Here is a 17327-nt window from a genome sequence, read left to right as displayed (position 1 = left end):
TCCAGAGTAGAGACTCACGTTCCGTCGATGGAATTCGAGAACGGGTCTGTGGCGAAGAGGACTCTGTGACAGACGACTGAGGACTGTTTCTCGTTGCGACTGGCGAGGTACGTAACGGTCTGCCACACATTCTACAATTTGTAAAAATTGTAAACTCTTTACACTCTGTGTAGTGTCTACAAACTCTTCACAGTGCCAACTTCGCACGATGCTTACGGTCTCGAAAACACGACTTTCACGTTTCGTGACGTAACGATACTGCGGACACAGTGGTGTTGGTTTACTCCTCGAATGTCTGCCGTATGGTGTGGAAAATTGGTCCACTGGCCCTGTCTCGAACGTGCTGAAACCGTCCAGAGGCGACCCTCGAATCAGTCCAAATTTCTAAACATTGTACAAATTGTGAGAGTTCCACGCTTTGCTCACTGTCTCCAAGCTCGACGGATGCTCTAGATACCGTCGGTGGTTCAGTTCGCGAGGATATCCGCGAACTTCTCGCGAACTTTCTCGACTTTCGGGCTCGCGTGGAACTGACAGTAGGCGTCGTTCGGATTCTTCTCGAAGTAGTCTTGATGGTACGGTTCTGCTTCGTAGAAGGTTCCTATCGGTTCGAGTTCTGTCACGACGTCGTCGTCGTACGACTCGTCGACGGCCTCGATGTACGCCTCGGCGAGACGTCGCTGGTCGTCGTCGTGATAGAGGACGATAGACCGATATTGGGTACCGATGTCTGGCCCCTGGCGATTGAGTTGAGTCGGGTCGTGAATGGCGAAGAACACGTCGAGTAAGTCCTCGTAGGCGACGACGTGGGGGTCGAATTCGACTTGGACGACTTCGGCGTGACCGGTGTTCCCGGAGCAAACCTGCTCGTACGTCGGGTCAGCGACGTCACCACCAGCGTACCCAGAGGTGACCGCTGCGATGCCGTCGAGTTCTTTGAAGGCGGCTTCGATACACCAGAAACACCCGCCACCGAACGTCGCCGTCTGTGTCGCTTCCATACCCTTGCTTACGTCGCTGGCGAATTAAGCCCCGCGGCAGGGGTTGATGGCTGGTGACTGGAGGTGGGTGGATGGTGGTCGGATGGTGGCCGATGGGTATCTCGCAGGAAGTCAGCCGATAGGTGGAGAATGTTGTGTTCACCCGACATTTCCTCTCATAGACCCTCAGTATTTTGGGAATTTGAAATTCTTTCCCTAGATGGGTTGAACGCTAACATTTATACGTCGCCTCGATAAGCAATAATTATGGAAGATATATTTGTTGCGAGACTCATGTCCACGGAACTCGTCACTGTATCCGCAGATACGCTCGTCGAGGACGCGGCGCAGTTGATTCTGGACAACAACATCAGTTCGCTCATCGTCGTCGACGAGGAGAACAACCTCGAAGGGATTCTGACGACGACCGACTTCGTCGACATCGTCGCGAAGAGCCAACCCAAAGCACAGACGACAGTCGAGCGATACATGACGACTGAGGTCATGACTGCAAACGCACAGGACCCGATTACCGAGGTGGCGGAAGCGATGACCGAGCACGGATTCCACCACATGCCGGTAGTCGACGACGACGAGGGCGTCATCGGTATCATCACTACCTCCGACCTGGCGGCGTACGTCTCTCAGGTCGGCCGAATATCGACGTAGATTCGAAGACGTCTTCGCTCGACTCCCCGTTGGTCCCGGCGTCTGGTTTTTCTCGGGTTCGAATCTGAACTCGTGCCCGCCTCGAAGGCCTGTTTGTCCACGTCACTTGACGCGCAGTGCCTGAACCGGGCGTTCGTTCGCCGCTTGCCACGCCGGATAGAGGCCACTCGCCAAGCTGATGACCACGCCGAACAGCACCGCGAAGAGGAGGTAGCCACCGGTTCGGAGGTTGGCGACGACTGGGAGGGTCACCTCGGGGACGACGAGGTAGATTCCGAGGGCAACGACAGCGCTGACGGCGGCACCGACGACACCGCCGACCACTCCGAGCAAGCCCGCTTCGACGAGGATGGTTCGGAGGACGTCCCCCTGCTGGACGCCGACAGCACGGAGGACACCGATTTCACCACGCCGTTCTGAGACACTCATCAACATCACGTTGAGGATACTCACACCAGCGACGACGAGCGAGACTGCACCGATGGCGATGAGAAACGCGTTCAGGAGGCCGAAGAACTGGTCGACTCGTTCGACGATTTGCGACAGTTCGAGTACGGTGACGCGTTCTTCGCGGGCGTTCAGCGAACTCCGAACCGCATCGGCGGCAGTCGCTGCTTCGCCCCCCGACTCGGCGCGGACGATAACCTGCGTGTACGACTCGTCGGCGAACGCCGTCCGTGGAATCAAGACGGCGCCATCCGGTCGGAGGAGATTGAACCCGTCAGACTCTGCTAAGACGGCGATGACGCGGTACTCTCGTCCTTCGATGGTAATCGTCCGTCCGACGTCGACACCGAGTTCGGCGGCGACGTCGCTCCCGACGATTGCCCCACGTCGGTGGCGCTCGGGGAGTTCACCCGCCGCCGAGGTGAACAACTCACCCGGTCGTTCGACGGCGTAGAGTGCGGCGAACGTTCTCGCGTCACCTCGCTCGACGAGTGCACCCCCCGTGACGACGGGGATGACCGACGCGTCGTCACCGACTGCCCGCGAGATAGTGGTCACGTCTCGGTCGGTGAGTCGCTCGATACCGGCGTCGGCGTTCGGTGAGACGATGACCTGGTCACCGAGTCCGCCGAGTGCGTCTGCGGCGGTGAGTTGGATGACGCTCCCGAGGATACCGAGCGTCGCGATAGCGAACACGCCGATGATGATGCCGAGAATCGCGAGTGTCGACCGGAGTCGATTCCGGGCGAGATTTCGTCTGGCGAGGAACACCGCCGCCGTGAGTCCTTCTGAGGCCGTGGCCATACGCTTGCGGTTGGATGAGGGACTCGTCATTTCGGGGCGCGTCGAATGCGTACCGCCGCCGCAATCGGGAGGACGAGGAGCGTCAGGAGTACCACGATTGCGATAGCTTGTGTGGGGTCCGTGACGTGGGGGAATGGCCCGCGTGAGTCGGACGTGGTCGCGGAACCGTCGGCGTCGGCGGACGGCGCGCTCACAGCACCTGCGGCACCACCCGCGAGATTCCCGACTCCGAAGCCACCGCCCGAACCGTCCTCGGACGGCAGGTCGACCACCGCTTCTCGAACGACTTCGACGCCGTCGACGGTGTATCGGACGGTCACCGTCGCGTCAGTTGCGTCGTCACCGACTGCCCCCGTGAGTTCGAAGGGTGCGAAGTCACTCTCTGTTATCCGCCCGACGAAGTAGTCGCGTTGTGGATAGGCTGGTGTGATAGTGTCCGACTCGACGAGTTCGACGACGACGCCCGCCGCGTCACCCCGACCCTGGTTGGCCACGTTCCCGAGGACGCGGAGTTCGCCGTCGACGACAGTCACGTCGAGGTCGGTGAAGACGAGGTCAGCGACTGCCGGGCGATAGTCGAGCGTCGTCGTGGTCTCACCGGATTGGACGCCGACGGTGTAGGTCGCTCGGAGCGTGAGCGGCCCTGCCTCTCGGACGTCAGCCAGGTCTACCACTACGGTGTCGGACTCACCGGGTTCGATAGGTCCTGGAATCGAGAGCCGAGGCAACGACCCACTCGGTCCGGCGGGTTCGACGACGACGTCGGTTATCGGTGCCGACCCGAAGTTCGTGACGACGACGTCGAATCGACTGGTCGGGCCGTCGGATTCTCCCTCGGCACCGTCGGTGACTCCACCACCACCCAACGCGGCACCGGCACCGCCACCGGCGAGAAGCGAGACGATGTCGGGGCCGCCAGCAGTCTCTTCGCTCTCGACGACGGGTCTGAGCGTGAGTTGCACGTCGTCGGTGAACGCGGCCACGTCGACCGGAACGTCGACGGTGCGCGTGCGTTCGGTACCCGAGGCGGTGGTGTAGTCCACTTGGAGTTCGAGCGTCGTCGCGCCGACTTCGGCGGGAACGACAGTGAGATTTCGAATCTCGGTTTCGCCAGCGGGCAGCGTCGCGACAGACGCGGTGCCGACTGTGGCGTCTCCGTTCACGTCTGCGACGGAGACGACGATATTCCGCATCTCACCAGTCGTCGGGTTCGAAAGCGACACTGCCACTCGCGTCTCGGCGTCGACGACGGCGTCGGCGACACTCACGCCCACCAGTGGTGGGGCATCCTCGACGGCGATTGGGACGGGCCGTTCGATACGGACTCTGTCGTCGTCTTCGTCTGTGCCAACCACAGAGAGCGTGAGTGTTCGTGGGCCCGCGGTTTCGAAGGTCATGGCGAGTGGGACGGTCACGCTGTCACCCGGAGAGAGGCCTCCCAGTGTTCGGGCGCGAACGCTCCGCTCGTCGATGGGGTCGGTGAGGCGAACCTCGTCGACGGTGGCGGACGACGGACTCCCGACAGAGTTCGCCAGAGAGACGGTAACGACGACCTGTTCACCGACGACGGGTGTCGCCGGCGTCACCGTCACGTCGCTGACGGTGAGTCGAGCGTCTGGGACGGCCGAGACTGGGCCGACGCTCGCGACCACCAGCATCGCGATGGCGAGGAGAGTGAGTATGTAACCGCGGACCTGCATCGAAAGATGTTGGTGGCCAGTACGGTTAGCCATAGCGCACGTCAGACGCTTCGACGCAGTCTATCTCAGGCTCACCCGGCGCTCACCCGACGCCTCCGGCGCTACCCGACGCTCACCTGACGCTCACCTGACGCTCACCCGACGCCTCCGACGCTCACTCGACCTGTTCGGAGAGGCCTTCGACGACGCTCGCGAGTTTCGGGTCCTCCGTGTGGCCGTGGTGGACGCCGAGCGGGGAGACGCTCACTTCGCCGTCGACCATCGCCCGGCGGTCACTGCCGGTGGGATAGCGCTCCCGGTAGTCGTCTCGGGGTGGAAACGGGTTCTCGTAGCCAACCGTGTTCGGCCACGAGACGTCCTGGAGGCGGACGAGGAGTTCGTCGTCGTCGAGGCCACCGTCTCGGTCACCGTCCGGGAGGAGGTCCGTGTCGGCGTGGTGTTCGACCTGCTGGTCGTAATCCGCAAGCGGTCGAGTCACGCGCATTCGCGGGTTCGGAACGTCGACGGGTGCGTTGACGTTCACGAGGTCGATATCGTCGAAGATAGCTGCGCCGAAGACGCGTTCGGTGAGTGCGCGGCCGATTCTGGCGGGCCGAGAGAAGTCGTACTCTTCCGGTGGGTGACAGAAGAAGTCCCGGGCGTGATAGCTCGACACGGCGATGGCGGGCGTTCCGAGGAACGCCGCTTCGATACCCGCGCCGACGGTTCCCGACCGGCCGACGATGTAGTTCCCGGCGTTCGGCCCGTCGTTGATACCGGAGACGACGATATCGAACTCCGTTTCGAGGCCACGGAGGCCGTAGGCGACGCAGTCTGCGGGCGTCCCTTCGAGCGCGTATCCCCACGGGTGTTCACGACGAACGGCGAGTTCGTTGCGGGCGCGGCCAACGCCGCTTTGATTCTCGGCGGGCGCGACGACAGTGACGTCGCCGATGGCGGTGAGTTCTTCGCGCATCGCGGCGATACCCGGCGCGTCGATGCCATCGTCGTTGGTGAGGAGAATCCGAAGCGGGGAGTCGCGGTCGGTCATCTACGTCGCAGGTGTGGTCGATGTGTCGTAGAGCTTCCGAATCTCTCCCTCACTGCGACGACTTCGGGTCGTACTCGATGGTTTCGATGTCCGCCCGCCAGTATGGAACGTCACCGTCAGGGTGGTTCCACTCGACGGTGCCGGAACTGGGGACGCGCATCCCGTCGACGTCGTGGTAGTCGGAGACGTACCCGGTCCACGGGGCCAACCGGTAAGAGCCATCGTCAGTCTCGTACCAGCGGTCGGCGGTGATGCGCGTGATTTCGTCGTGTTCGTCGACGTGGAAGACGACGGATGCTGTCGTGCCGTCGTGTTCGAGAGTCGCTCTGGCGGAGTCGTCGTCGATGGCGTCCCATTCGACGCCGTGCCCCGGGAGGAACGCCGTGGGGAACCAGACCATCTCGGCGAGATATCGCGCGAGTTCTGCTTCGTCGAGTTCGGGAGCGGGGTCCGCATCGGCGACGTTGAGAAGCGAGAACAGTTTCGCGGTGAGTCGTCCTCGTCCGGCGACGTAGGCGTCGACGACTCGAATCGGGACGTACGGCACGACGTCGATGCGGGCGTTCCAGACGAACCCCGGTGGGTCGACAGTGTAGTGCTGTGTCGCTTCGAGCGGTTTCCACGCGGACGTGGCGTCACCCAGTCGGAACTCTCCAACCTGGTGCATGCGTACCGACTGGACGTACGGTCGCCCGTCTGTGAGGACGTGGTCCAGATATCTCTGTATCGGTGCGGGGAGTCCTTCGAAGTCGTCGTCGCTGACCGTTCGGTGGTCGTTCGATACTGCGGGTGACTCGAGTTGCTGGTCGAGACGACTGGGTTCGCGCTCGCCAAGCGAGCGACGTGCGGCCAGAAACGCGACACTCCCGAGAACGAGGACTCCGACGACGCTAAAAAATCGCTTCAGTGACATGTGTCTCATTACGGTCGTTGGGGGTATGAGTCTCTCTTCGGGTATCACGTCGTGAGACTGACTCCAGTACTCTCCACTTGTCCTGTCCTCGTGGTTTCTCCCCCGCAGACTCGTGGCCAAATTCTGTCGTTGCTGTTATTCGTTCGAATCTGACCTTCACGAAACGCTGAACATTGTTACAACGGAGACTTTATGTAATTAAGTTCGTAGTAACGAATGAATGAGCTCCAAACTAGTGCGACTGGCAGACCAGGCATCCGCCGATTCAGCCGTTAATGTCCCGTTAATCGGGGCGAAACAGGTGTCTCTGCCGAGTTCGTACTGCATTGGGGTTGACCTCGAATCACCGACCGACAGTTCTACCTGGTCCGTAGCGCAGATGTCGGCCGCTGCTCGAGTGAAGGCCCTCCACACCCATTCTCGAACCGCACAGCACTCCGAACACGGCGACGAGCACACGCCGCTTACTGTTCTGTCTCCGGAGGTGAACGCCTCGTGAGCTCCGCGAGCGCGATGGTCCGCGACGTCCGCTGGGACGACGTCGGATTCGTCATCAGTTCGCGCTACCGCGTCGATGTCCTCGAACGACTCGACGAAGGGCCGGCGACACCCACACAGATTGCCTCCGACGCGAAGCAACCTGTCGCCCACGTCTCACGGGCACTTCAGGAACTCCGCGAGCGCTCTATCGTCGAACTTCTGGTCCCCGAAGACCGGACGAAAGGGCGTGTCTACGGCATCGCAGACGACGCCGAGAACCTCTGGAAAGTAATCGAAGGCCAGCAGATGGCCTGAGAACCGCGCACCTCACTTCGTAGGGATGCGCTCGCCGCTCTTGTTTAGCAGTTGGTACGTGCGTTTGGCGAGATTCATCCCGACGCCCGTGGACTCGACGGTGTAATACGGAACCAGTTCGCCGCCGAACTTCGCCTTGTAGTTACAGAGTCGTTCGGTGTTCGCGCCGACCAGGTCGTATTTCGTCACCGAGGCGAGCGCGTCGTCCTCTTTGATATCTTCGAGTACCGTCCAGTGGATGAGATTGTTGATGCTGACCCCGTCGTAACTCGCCCGTGCGCCACCAATCCAGTAGTAGCCGACGTCGTTCGAGAACGGGACGACCATGCCACTGAGATACTCTCCGTCCGGGTCACGGGCCACGTAGACCCGGCACCGGTCTCCGAGGCCAGTCACGACGGATTCGAGGAACTCCCACGGCATCCCGAACGCTTCGTCCTGTTCGTCGTATCGCGAGATGACGTCGTCGTAGACCAGTCGTGCGCCTTCGATGCCTTCGTCTCGCACGGTGACGTCGAACGTCTGGGCTTTGCGAATCTCTTTGCGGAGACTCGAACTGAACTGGGCTTGAACGTCGTCGAGGGACTGCGTGCCCACGTCGATTCGGTAGGTGAACGCCGGCGAGACGGCGAACCCGGCCCAGTCGAACGGGCGAGGGTCCACGTAGGACGGCGCACAGATGAAGCGGACGAACGCTCTGTTGGAGCGAACGCCGAGTTCGTCCATCACGAGCGACGAGAAATCCTTGTTTACGGACTCGTAAGCGGTCTGTTTCGGGCTATTCGGCATCATAACCGGACCGATATACGGTATCCCCATCGACGGGGGCGGCGAGACGATGACCCGGCCGAGTGCGTTCTTCCGTTCGAACGTCGGGAAGAGCGCGACGGGTTGCTCTCCCTTGTACGCGCCGAAGAGGTGCATCTCGCCGTCGAAATGCTGGTCTATCGCGTCGAGGACTGCCGACGAGTGGAATACTTCGACACCCGAGGACGGCAACGTGTCGTCCCATTCTTCGAGTGTCAATTGTTCTATGTGTAGTTGTGTCATCTGTGGTTTTGTGATGTGTTACTGGAAAGGACGTCGCGAGTGGACGAATCGTTTCTGTACGTTGTCGTCAGTGAGGGAACGACGTTCGCGAGTAGTTGTCGGGGAGTAATCGTCCACCTCGACTCGGTGAGTGTGGTGAGGTTCGAACTGATTCGGTCTCTGTAGAGATGCGCTGCCGCTCTGGCGGGCAACGACCCGTGCTCGATTTGGTAGAACGTGACGAGTTTGGGGTTGTACTTCCCTTTGTAGCGGTTGAGGCGGCGGTTGTTAGCGCCGACTAGGTCGTATCGGACGCATCCCTCGCGCTTCGCGTCTGTCATGATTCGCCAGTCGATGAGGTCGTTGGCGTCTACCCAGTCGCTCCGGTCCGTCCGAACACCTCCCATCCACCGCGAGACTGTCTCTCCGAACTGGACGACGATGATGCCGCTGACGAACTCGTCGTCGACCGTGTAGACGTACGGTCGAATCTGGCCGTCCGGGAGTTCGTCGTACAGGTCACAGACGAACTCCGGCGGGACGTCGAAGCCCAACTCCTGTTCCTCGTATCGGTCCTCCACGGCCGACAGAATCGCTTCGAGTTCCGCTCGTCCGCCGATGGAGATGTTCGCCGCCTCGTCGTCGCCGCCGCGGATGTTCCGGCGGGCGTTTCGACTGAACGACAGGAGCAGGTCGTCGTGGTCGGGCGTCAAATCGACGTGGTACGTGTACTTCGGGGTGACGAGGTACCCATCCCACTGGAACATCCGCATGTCTGTGTAGTAGTCTCCCACCCGAAGGTGACTGTACGTCGGTGAAATCTCCCGACGTATCCAGTCGCTACACCCCTCGATGAACTGATGGCGGCGGCGTTCGAGTTTCCGCCGCTTGATGGGGTCGGTGTCGACCATCACCGGGCCGAGGTAGGGCACTCCGATGTTGGGCGGCGGGGAAAATGCCGCCTTGACGGGGCCTCTGTGAACCTCGAACACCGGATACAGACCGATTGGTTGCTCGTTGTCGAACCCGACGAGTGGGTGGAGTGTCGAATTCGAGTGCGACGCCTGTAGTTCGAGGGCGCGGTACTGGTGAAAGAGACTCGCGTCCCCGGAGCGGTTCACGTATCGGTCCCACTCGTCGCGTCTCGTCTCGTCGAACTCTCGTATCTCGATTGTCATGATTTCGGAGGAAACTGCATGTCGTGAGGCGTCGGTGTCGCTGGTGATGCGGTAGTCAGGTCGTCGACGACAGTTCGGTGGACCGGGCGTCCGGTCCTCGGAACCGACGTGGTGACGGCAGGACGTGCGCGTCGGACAGTACCCACGTGTATCACCTCACGAGACATTCTCGATTCGAGTTGACGTTGGGGCCGAGATTTGTTATGACGCAACTATACCGAATTCCAGAACGTCGGACTGCGTTCAGGCAGTCTCTGTCGGGACGGTCAGTGAGTCGATACCGTACCCGTGGGTCGGTTCGTCGGCGAGTCGCGTCGCGACGTACTCCGCGATGGCGTAGGCCATCCACGCCTGTGCCCACCGCATCAGCGTCACTCGCTTGGTGTAGAACCGCTGTTTTCGGAAGTAAAAGCGGCCTTCCTCGGGCACGTACATGTTGGCGAGCGCCCACTGGAGGATACGTTCGGCCCTGTCGTACTGCCCGGCGTACGTGAAGACGAGGATTCCCTGCGCAGTCGCGTGAATATCCCGGGGATACGCGTTGTTCTCGTCGAAGTTCGGCGCACCGTCGTCGTCGAACAGTTCTCTCGCATAGAAGTCGAGTGCCCTGTCGAGTGTGTCGTCGTACCGACCGCTCCCGACGATATCTTCGTATCGCTGGAAGCACTCGATGATGAACCCGTTGTGGTGGTTGTCCATCGAGAGGTGTGACGAAGTCGGTGGTTCGCGGTAGTACCAGCCACCTCGTTCGGTCTGCGTCGAGGCGATGAAGTCGAACACCTGTTCGGTTCGTTCGAGCAGTTCCGCGTCGCCGAACTCCTCGTAGAGTTCGACGAAGTACCGTGCACCGAGGGCGATGGCGTTGAGGGTGTAACTGTCCTTCGGGTGTGACTGGTAGTAGTCCATGACTGCACCCTCGCCGACCAGTCGATAGTCGAGGTCGTCGACGGCCAGGTCGACGGCGGTCTTGGCGATGTCGGGATACTCGGGGTCGAACTCCTTGCCAGCCAAGAGCGCCTTGACACCGAACGACGTCGAGACGAGGTTCGGCGAGTTTGGGACCGTCTCTCGGGGACCGCTCCGTCCCGATGGATGCTGGATTCTGTGTCGGTGGCTTCCGCCGAATCCGCTGAACCCTTCGACCTGATGCTCGACGATCCAGTTCGTCAACGACTCGGCGTCTTCGAGATACGCCTCGGGGGGGTGGTCACCCTCGAACCACTGCCCGAGTTGTGCACGCGTCCGATTCGCCATCGCGAACAGCGCGATTCCCTTGAAGTTTCGGCGCTGTTCGACGCGGAAAAGCGGGCGGACGTTGACCGGTGAGCGTTTGATGAACTCCTGTACGAGGAGGTTCACGACGAGGTTGTCGGGGAGTGCGTGTAACACACGACTACTCAACCCGTCGCCGTAGTCCCACCCGTTGTAATCTCGCACTCGGGCGTATTCGAGAACGTCGTCTAAGACGTCGACGTACTGCTGGAGTCGGTCTGTATCGGCGGCAATCGGGTACTGCTGTGTCGTCGTGTTTTGAGTCATGATGGGCGGGAACACCGCTCTCGGGGGTAAGTACCGGATTGTTCGCTGGAGGGGGCTTTGTTATACAGCGAATATCGACCGACGGGGACGCGTGCGATTCGTTCTCCGGTCTGGAAATCGCCCTGCGCGATACGCTTCTCCGCTCCCGTCTCGACAGTTCTCACTACCTCCATCTCGACGTCACTCACTCGTCGGCCGGCCGGTAGACGAGTGTGGGGCGGTTGTCTCCCCGGCGAGGAACGTCTGATAGTAGTCACCGAGGGGGCCGACCCACGCACCTCGTTCGAGTGCTTCCTCGACGAGACGAACGTACAACCGTCGATAGCCGGGGAACTCGTCTTCGCTGAAGTACCGCGGATGCCACAGCGCCGTCAGCACCGCGTCGTTCGCCTCTGCTTCGTCGAGGAGTCGTTCGCACTCGCTCCATGCAGCGTCGAAATCCACGCCTGGGTCGGGAAGTGCGACTTCCATCAGCGTCAGTGGGAACACGACGAACTCGTCGTCGAAGGGTCGGAACGGGTGCGTTCCGTACTGAAATCCGTACTCGGTGCTCGACCCGACGCTGGCGTCGTACTTCAGGCCGAGTTCGCGGTGGTACTGCCACGTCTGGTCGGCGAGTTTGAGGTGGTGTTGCCGCCCGCCGAGGAGTTCGTGACCGAGTATCGATTCGAGTTCCTGCTTCTCGGTACCGAGGCGGTGGAAGTCGTCACTCGACCGGAACGACCCGTGTATCCCGACTTCCCACCCCTCGGCGTCGAGTCGCCGAATCACGTCGACTATCTCGTCGTCCGTGATGTCGTAGCGGCCGAGATGTTCGAGCCAATCTGCCGGGTCGACGAAATCCGCCAGCGACCCCGTCTCGAACAGACTCGGTTCGTTGAGGAAGTAGAACGACGAGCGAACGCCCAGGTCACGTTCGAGTGCCATGATGTCCTCGAACTGCCAGTAGGGGTTCTCTCGGAACAACAGCGTCCGAAGGTGGTAGAGCGACCGCTCTTTCACCGCGTAGTAGAGACCCTGATACGTCTTGTACGGTCGGTCGACGTCGTGAGACAGACAGAGGGCAAATTCACTCATCGTCGGGTACTGGTGTGTCGTTCGGTGTCTGCCGAGAGCACCTCGACGATTCGTTGAGCGGCGGTTCCGTCACCGTAGAGCGACGGTTTGTCCGGAAGTGAGTCGGTCGATTGCAACGCTGTTCGAATCGCGTCGGTGTCGGCCCCGACGAGTGTGTTCCACCCGGAATCGACCGTCTCGACCCACTCCGTCTCGTCGCGGAGGGTGACACAGCGTTTGTCGAGGTAGAAGGCTTCCTTTTGGACGCCGCCGGAGTCGGTGGCGACGCGTTCGGCCCCATCGAGGAGACGGACGAAGTCGAGATACCCGACTGGGTCGACGAGGACGATGTTCTCGTCTTCGGCGACTCGTGTCCACAGGTCGGCGGCTTTGAGCGCGTTCTCGGTTCGAGGGTGAACCGGGAAGACGACCGGTCTATCGGCGTCTCCGAGGCCGGTCATGATGGCTTCTAGCCTCGCCGGGTCGTCCGTGTTGCCGGCGCGGTGCACCGTCGCGAGGACGTACTCACCGTCGCGGAGTCCCATCTCTTCGAGCACCGTCGAGCGCTCGCGTGCCGCCCCTCGAACCGCGAGGATGGCGTCGTACTGGACGTCGCCGGTCACATACACGCCGTCGTGAATCCCTTCGGCTTCGAGGGTCGATGCGGCGGACTCCGAGGGTGCAAACAGGAGGTCCGAACAGTGGTCTGTGAGGACGCGGTTGACCTCTTCTGGCATCTCCCAGTTGTGACTCCTGAGTCCCGCTTCGACGTGCGCCAACCGTGGTTCGCGCTTCGACGTCACCAGCGCTGCCGCGAGCGTCGAGTTCGTGTCGCCGTAGACGAGGACGACGTCGGGCGCTTCGTCCGCGATGACGGTATCGAGTCGTTGCATCATCTCGGCGGTCTGTGCGGCGTGTCCCCCCGACCCGACGCCGAGGTTGTAGTCGGGTTTCGGGATGTCGAGTTCGTCGAAGAACACGCCCGACAGCGACTCGTCGTAGTGTTGGCCGGTGTGGACCAGCACCTCGTCGTGTTCGCGGCGGAGTGCTTTCGACACCGGAAACGCCTTGATGAACTGTGGTCGTGCGCCGACGACAGAGAGGACTTTCAGCCGAGTCATGGCCGTGGTCCGCCTCCGATTACGTAGACGCTGTGGCCAATCTCTCCGAGCGTGCCGCGTCCGTCGACGACGACCAAGTCGTCGAAGGCGGCCCACTCGATGTCGTCGAACTCCTCGTGTGGCGTGACGACGACGACGCCGTCGAGCGCGTGACTCGTCAGGTCGGCGAGTGCGACTGGCGTCGCCCCGAACGAGGCCACCACGTCGTCGTCTAACATCGGGTCGACTGCGAGGACGGACGCACCGTGTTCTCGGAGTCTGTCGATGACGCCTGCCGCCGGTGTCGCACGCGTCTCGGCCACGCCGGGCCGGTACGTAACGCCGAGGACGGCGACTGTCGCGCCCTCGATATCGCGTCCCGTCCGCGCCAGTTCGTCGCGGAGTTTGTCCGCGGTGAACGTCGGCATGCTGTCGTTGACGTCGCGGGCAGTCAGCAACAGCGGCATCTCGGCCGAGACGCGACTGGTGATGAAGTACGGATACCACGGGATACAGTGGCCGCCGACACCGGCCCCGGGAGCGTGGATGTTACAGTACGGTTGCGTGTTGGCCGCGTCGATTGCCTCGCGAACGTCGATTCCCAAGTCGTCACGCGCTCTGGCGAGTTCGTTCGCGAGGGCGATGTTGACGTCGCGGTAGACGCCTTCGAACAGCTTCACGGCCTCGGCAGTCGTCGCGTCACTCATCTCGATGACCTCGTTGGCGGTTATCTCGCTGTAGATGAGCGAGGCGACGCGAGTCGATTCCGCGTCCACACCGCCGACGATTTTCGGGTACGATTCAGTGATGTCTTGCAGTGCTCTCCCCGAGGAGGTCCGCTCGGGACAGAACGCGACGCCGAATTCGTCGCGTGTCACGCCGCTTTTGGCTTCGAGGTACGGGACGACGAGTTCGCGACTCGTCCCCGGTGGCACGGTGCACTCGACGACGACCATGTCGCCCGCCGAGAGGCCCGTGGCGATACTGTCGAGGACGGCTTCGAAGGCCGCCAGGTCTGGCTCTCGGTCGTCCGAAAGCGGCGTCGGGACGATGATGACGTGGACCACGGCCGTCTCCGCTGCGGCGACGCTGTCCGTCGTCGCACGAAGTGCTCCGCGTTCGACCTGCTCGGCCACGAGTTCCGGTAATCCCGGTTCTTTGGCGACGTGACACTCGCCGTCGTTGACGGTGCGGACCACGTCGTCGTTGATGTCGACGCCGACGACGTCACCCGTCACCTTCGCGTAAACGGCCGCTAGCGGGAGTCCCATCTTCCCGAGTCCGTAGACGGCGACTGGCACGTGTCCCTCGCGGAGGGCGTTCCGCTGCCCGGCCGGGGGGAGTTTGGCGTTGTAGAGTCCCGAACGAAGCTCCGTCATGGTGTCTCCTCGGGTGTCTCGACAGGCTGTTTCTTCGTGTAGGCGTCCGCTTCGATACGCTGTGCGACCGCTAACGCACGGAGGCCGTCGTCTGCCGTAACGACGACCGGTTTGCCGTCGGTGGCCGCTTCCACGAACGCTTGCAGTTCGTGTTTCAGCGGTTCTCCGGCCTCTATCATCGGCTGTTCCATCAGAACTTCGTGGCGGTACCGGACGTTGCCGTTCTCGCGCAGGAAATCTGGCTTCGACTGCCGGAATATCTGGACCGACTGGTTCAGGTAGTCGACGCGGATGAGACGGTCACGCGCCGTGATGTCGAGCGTTCGTGTCTTTTGCTGTGTGACGCGACTCGCGGTGAGCGTCGCGACGACGCCGTTTTCGAAGGTCAACTGGGCCGTCGCGTACTGGTCGTCTGCCGTACTCGTCGCCGAGAGGTTCGCAATCTCGGAATCGACGAGCGAGAGGACGACGTCGATGTCGTGAATCATGAGGTCCATGATGACGCCGTCGTCCACGTCACGGTTCAGTGGAGGTCCGAGACGGTTCGCCGTAATCGCGATTGGCTCGGTGCCGTCGAGGAATGTGTCGAGTGCACGGACAGCGGGGTTGAATCGCTCGATGTGACCGACCTGTAGCGTCACGCCGTGCCACTTGGCGAGCGCCGCCAGTTCTTCGCCCTCGCGGAAATCGTCGACGAACGGTTTCTCGATGAGGACGTGGACACCTGCCTCGATACACGAGCGAGCGACCGACGCGTGGTACGGTGTCGGGACGACGATAGAGACGACGTCCACGTGTTCGAGGAGTTCGTCGATGGTGAACGCCTTCGTTCCGAACTCTGCTGCGACTGCCGCCGCGCGTTCTCCGTCTACGTCGGCGACGCCGACTAGCTCGACGCCTCTGAGTTCGGAGTAGACCCGCGCGTGGTTCGTCCCCATCGACCCGACGCCGATGACGCCCGCAGCGACTGCGTCTGTCACGTCACCACCTCCACGTACTGGGCGACAGTTCGGCCGACGTGAGTCACGTCGTCCTCACTGAGTCCGGGGTGGACCGGCAGTGAGATGACGCGCGTCGCCATCTCTTCGGCGACTGGTGCCGACACCATCAGGTGGCTGTACGGTTTTTGCTCGTGGACGGGTTTCGGGTAGTAGACGCCCGTGTCGATACCCTTGGCGTCGAGATACGACTTCAGTGCGTCTCGCTCGACGCCGTCACACTGCACCGTGTACTGGTGGAAGACGTGTGTCCGGTCCGGTGGGACGTACGGCGTCGTCACCGGTGCGTCTTCGAGGTATTCGGTCAGCGCTGCGGCGTTTTTCTGCCGGGCGCGCGTGAACGCGGGGAGTTTTTGCAGTTGGGCGCGCCCGATGGCCGCTGCGATACTCGTCATGCGGAAGTTGTGTCCGACTTCCGAGTGTTCGTATCCGGTGACTCGGCCGTGGTCGACGAACCGTGCGGCCCGTTCTGCGACGTCGTCGCGGTTCGTCGTGATTATCCCACCTTCGCTCGTGGTCATGTTCTTCGTGGGGTAAAACGAGAAGCACGCTGCGTCTCCGAACGACCCGACGCGCTGGCCGTCGACTTCCGCGCCGTGGGCCTGTGCGGCGTCTTCGACGAGGAGGAAGTCGTACGTCTCTGCGAGTTCGGTCAGTCGGGTCATGTCGGCCGGGAGGCCGTACAGGTGGACGGCGACGACTGCATCGACCTGCTCACCGCCACGGAGGCGTTCTTCGAGCGCGTCAGGGTCGATGTTGTACGTCTTCGGGTCGATGTCGACGAAGTCGACGTCCGCACCGGTGAAGGTGACACCGTTGGCCGTCGCGATGAACGTAAAGGGGGTCGTCAACACCCGGTCACCGGGGCCGATTCCGAGCGCGTGGAGCGCGGCGTGGAGGGCCGTGGTTCCGTTGGACGTGGCGACACCGTGTTCGGCACCACAGAAGTCGGCGAACTCTCGTTCGAACCCTCGGACTTCGGGGCCGTCGGCGATGATGCCGCTTTCGAGTACCGTGGTGATTCGGTCGAGTTCTTCGCTTCCGAGTTGCGGTGCTGCGATTGGGATTCTGTCGTCAGTCATCGTCGAATCCTGTTGTCTCCCTTCAGTGGTTCGGGTAACTCGCGATGGGTGGCGGGTGCACCGACTGCGAGCGTCCGTGGCGGTACGTCTTCGACGACGACTGCACCGGCGGCGACGAACGCCCCTTCTCCAATCGTCACACCGGGGAGGATTGTGGCGTTCGCGCCGATAGAGGCGTGGTCTTCGAGTGTCGGCCCGACGAGTTCTGACTCGGTCCGAATCGGGTACGGGTCGTTGGTCATCACGACGCCCGGGCCGACGAAGACGTCGTCGCCGATTCGTGTGTTGGTGGGGATGTAGACGTTGGTTTGGATGCTGACTCGCGACCCGATGGTCGTCGTGCCGTCGACGACGGTGTCCGTTCCGAGGAGCACCTGGTCGCCGATGGTGGTCTGCTCCCGGACGAGGACGTTGTGGCCCGTGATGAAGTCGTCGCCGATGGTCACATCGCCGTAGACGATGCTCCCCGAGCGAATTCGTGCTCGGTCACCGATGACCGGCGCGTCTCCCTCCCCGTAGCCAATCGTGACGTCGTCGTCGATGTGGGATTCGACTCCCAGTTCGACACTCATCGGTCACAACCTCCGTGAGAGCTGTCGGTTCTAACCCGACGTAGTGGCTCGGTGGG

Annotated in this window: 16 protein-coding genes; 2 read left to right on the top strand and 14 right to left on the bottom strand. The window is 61.9% G+C overall.

Annotation, left to right across the window (positions count from 1 at the left end):
• Positions 1 to 467: 467 nt before the first annotated feature.
• Positions 468 to 1001 carry a peptide-methionine (S)-S-oxide reductase MsrA gene (gene msrA, locus ACK3R5_RS18895; protein ID WP_411969034.1) on the bottom strand — a complete coding sequence of 178 codons (534 nt, stop codon included), beginning with the start codon at positions 999 to 1001 and terminating at the stop codon, positions 468 to 470.
• A gap of 246 nt (positions 1002 to 1247) precedes the next feature.
• Here msrA and ACK3R5_RS18890 point away from each other — a divergent pair, with 246 nt between their 5' ends.
• Positions 1248 to 1649, top strand: a complete 402-nt coding sequence (locus ACK3R5_RS18890) for a CBS domain-containing protein (protein ID WP_411966279.1) — start codon at positions 1248 to 1250, stop codon at positions 1647 to 1649.
• A gap of 102 nt (positions 1650 to 1751) precedes the next feature.
• On the opposite strand, the gene ACK3R5_RS18885 is transcribed toward ACK3R5_RS18890, so the two are convergent.
• The 4 genes from ACK3R5_RS18885 to ACK3R5_RS18870 all read right to left on the bottom strand — a co-directional run bounded on the left by ACK3R5_RS18885 (position 1752) and on the right by ACK3R5_RS18870 (position 6543).
• Positions 1752 to 2900 (bottom strand): ABC transporter permease, encoded by a 1149-nt coding sequence (locus tag ACK3R5_RS18885; RefSeq protein WP_411969033.1) that lies wholly within the window; start codon positions 2898 to 2900, stop codon positions 1752 to 1754.
• A 26-nt stretch (positions 2901 to 2926) separates the two neighbouring features.
• A complete protein-coding gene (locus tag ACK3R5_RS18880; protein ID WP_411969032.1) occupies positions 2927 to 4633 on the bottom strand; it encodes a hypothetical protein in 1707 nt (568 codons plus the stop codon).
• A 121-nt stretch (positions 4634 to 4754) separates the two neighbouring features.
• A complete protein-coding gene (surE, locus tag ACK3R5_RS18875; RefSeq protein ID WP_411969031.1) occupies positions 4755 to 5630 on the bottom strand; it encodes a 5'/3'-nucleotidase SurE in 876 nt (291 codons plus the stop codon).
• 49 nt (positions 5631 to 5679) lie between these two features.
• The gene (locus ACK3R5_RS18870; protein ID WP_411969030.1) at positions 5680 to 6543 is read right to left on the bottom strand and encodes a DUF6920 family protein; all 864 of its coding nucleotides are present in this window, start codon (positions 6541 to 6543) and stop codon (positions 5680 to 5682) included.
• Positions 6544 to 7056: 513 nt separating this feature from the next.
• Here ACK3R5_RS18870 and ACK3R5_RS18865 point away from each other — a divergent pair.
• On the top strand, positions 7057 to 7338 hold the full coding sequence (locus ACK3R5_RS18865; protein WP_411969113.1) for an ArsR family transcriptional regulator: 282 nt from the start codon (positions 7057 to 7059) through the stop codon (positions 7336 to 7338).
• A 12-nt stretch (positions 7339 to 7350) separates the two neighbouring features.
• On the opposite strand, the gene ACK3R5_RS18860 is transcribed toward ACK3R5_RS18865, so the two are convergent.
• The 9 genes from ACK3R5_RS18860 to ACK3R5_RS18820 all read right to left on the bottom strand — a co-directional run bounded on the left by ACK3R5_RS18860 (position 7351) and on the right by ACK3R5_RS18820 (position 17271).
• A complete protein-coding gene (locus tag ACK3R5_RS18860; protein WP_411969029.1) occupies positions 7351 to 8388 on the bottom strand; it encodes a lipid II:glycine glycyltransferase FemX in 1038 nt (345 codons plus the stop codon).
• Positions 8385 to 9545, bottom strand: a complete 1161-nt coding sequence (locus ACK3R5_RS18855; protein ID WP_411969028.1) for a lipid II:glycine glycyltransferase FemX — start codon at positions 9543 to 9545, stop codon at positions 8385 to 8387. Before ACK3R5_RS18855 ends, ACK3R5_RS18860 begins: the two co-directional genes overlap by 4 nt.
• Positions 9546 to 9788: 243 nt before the next feature.
• Positions 9789 to 11084, bottom strand: coding sequence for an antibiotic ABC transporter permease (locus tag ACK3R5_RS18850; RefSeq protein ID WP_411969027.1), 1296 nt, complete (start codon positions 11082 to 11084; stop codon positions 9789 to 9791).
• A 180-nt stretch (positions 11085 to 11264) separates the two neighbouring features.
• Positions 11265 to 12161 carry a polysaccharide deacetylase family protein gene (locus tag ACK3R5_RS18845; RefSeq protein WP_411966271.1) on the bottom strand — a complete coding sequence of 299 codons (897 nt, stop codon included), beginning with the start codon at positions 12159 to 12161 and terminating at the stop codon, positions 11265 to 11267.
• The gene (gene wecB, locus ACK3R5_RS18840; protein WP_411969026.1) at positions 12158 to 13261 is read right to left on the bottom strand and encodes a non-hydrolyzing UDP-N-acetylglucosamine 2-epimerase; all 1104 of its coding nucleotides are present in this window, start codon (positions 13259 to 13261) and stop codon (positions 12158 to 12160) included. The genes ACK3R5_RS18845 and wecB overlap by 4 nt, the downstream gene beginning before the upstream one ends.
• Positions 13258 to 14619, bottom strand: coding sequence for a nucleotide sugar dehydrogenase (locus ACK3R5_RS18835; protein WP_411969025.1), 1362 nt, complete (start codon positions 14617 to 14619; stop codon positions 13258 to 13260). The genes wecB and ACK3R5_RS18835 overlap by 4 nt, the downstream gene beginning before the upstream one ends.
• Positions 14616 to 15599 (bottom strand): Gfo/Idh/MocA family oxidoreductase, encoded by a 984-nt coding sequence (locus tag ACK3R5_RS18830; RefSeq protein WP_411969024.1) that lies wholly within the window; start codon positions 15597 to 15599, stop codon positions 14616 to 14618. The genes ACK3R5_RS18835 and ACK3R5_RS18830 overlap by 4 nt, the downstream gene beginning before the upstream one ends.
• A complete protein-coding gene (locus tag ACK3R5_RS18825; protein ID WP_411966267.1) occupies positions 15596 to 16699 on the bottom strand; it encodes a DegT/DnrJ/EryC1/StrS family aminotransferase in 1104 nt (367 codons plus the stop codon). Before ACK3R5_RS18825 ends, ACK3R5_RS18830 begins: the two co-directional genes overlap by 4 nt.
• Positions 16696 to 17271, bottom strand: a complete 576-nt coding sequence (locus ACK3R5_RS18820; protein WP_411966266.1) for a DapH/DapD/GlmU-related protein — start codon at positions 17269 to 17271, stop codon at positions 16696 to 16698. Before ACK3R5_RS18820 ends, ACK3R5_RS18825 begins: the two co-directional genes overlap by 4 nt.
• Between the last annotated feature and the right edge of the window lie 56 nt (positions 17272 to 17327).

It is taken from the genome of Haloferax sp. YSSS75, from assembly GCF_046764215.1.
In the GTDB taxonomy this organism is placed as follows: Archaea; Halobacteriota; Halobacteria; order Halobacteriales; family Haloferacaceae; genus Haloferax.
The sequence above is the reverse complement of the archived record's forward strand: the minus strand, read 5'-3'. Positions and strand labels throughout refer to the sequence as shown.

What these genes read in the sequence shown, in the direction of transcription:
- msrA (WP_411969034.1), bottom strand. Translation starts at nt 1,001, where the DNA reads ATGGAAGCGACACAGACGGCGACGTTCGGTGGCGGGTGTTTCTGGTGT.
- ACK3R5_RS18890 (WP_411966279.1), top strand. Translation starts at nt 1,248, where the DNA reads ATGGAAGATATATTTGTTGCGAGACTCATGTCCACGGAACTCGTCACT.
- ACK3R5_RS18885 (WP_411969033.1), bottom strand. Translation starts at nt 2,900, where the DNA reads ATGGCCACGGCCTCAGAAGGACTCACGGCGGCGGTGTTCCTCGCCAGA.
- ACK3R5_RS18880 (WP_411969032.1), bottom strand. Translation starts at nt 4,633, where the DNA reads ATGGCTAACCGTACTGGCCACCAACATCTTTCGATGCAGGTCCGCGGT.
- surE (WP_411969031.1), bottom strand. Translation starts at nt 5,630, where the DNA reads ATGACCGACCGCGACTCCCCGCTTCGGATTCTCCTCACCAACGACGAT.
- ACK3R5_RS18870 (WP_411969030.1), bottom strand. Translation starts at nt 6,543, where the DNA reads ATGTCACTGAAGCGATTTTTTAGCGTCGTCGGAGTCCTCGTTCTCGGG.
- ACK3R5_RS18865 (WP_411969113.1), top strand. Translation starts at nt 7,057, where the DNA reads ATGGTCCGCGACGTCCGCTGGGACGACGTCGGATTCGTCATCAGTTCG.
- ACK3R5_RS18860 (WP_411969029.1), bottom strand. Translation starts at nt 8,388, where the DNA reads ATGACACAACTACACATAGAACAATTGACACTCGAAGAATGGGACGAC.
- ACK3R5_RS18855 (WP_411969028.1), bottom strand. Translation starts at nt 9,545, where the DNA reads ATGACAATCGAGATACGAGAGTTCGACGAGACGAGACGCGACGAGTGG.
- ACK3R5_RS18850 (WP_411969027.1), bottom strand. Translation starts at nt 11,084, where the DNA reads ATGACTCAAAACACGACGACACAGCAGTACCCGATTGCCGCCGATACA.
- ACK3R5_RS18845 (WP_411966271.1), bottom strand. Translation starts at nt 12,161, where the DNA reads ATGAGTGAATTTGCCCTCTGTCTGTCTCACGACGTCGACCGACCGTAC.
- wecB (WP_411969026.1), bottom strand. Translation starts at nt 13,261, where the DNA reads ATGACTCGGCTGAAAGTCCTCTCTGTCGTCGGCGCACGACCACAGTTC.
- ACK3R5_RS18835 (WP_411969025.1), bottom strand. Translation starts at nt 14,619, where the DNA reads ATGACGGAGCTTCGTTCGGGACTCTACAACGCCAAACTCCCCCCGGCC.
- ACK3R5_RS18825 (WP_411966267.1), bottom strand. Translation starts at nt 16,699, where the DNA reads ATGACTGACGACAGAATCCCAATCGCAGCACCGCAACTCGGAAGCGAA.
- ACK3R5_RS18820 (WP_411966266.1), bottom strand. Translation starts at nt 17,271, where the DNA reads ATGAGTGTCGAACTGGGAGTCGAATCCCACATCGACGACGACGTCACG.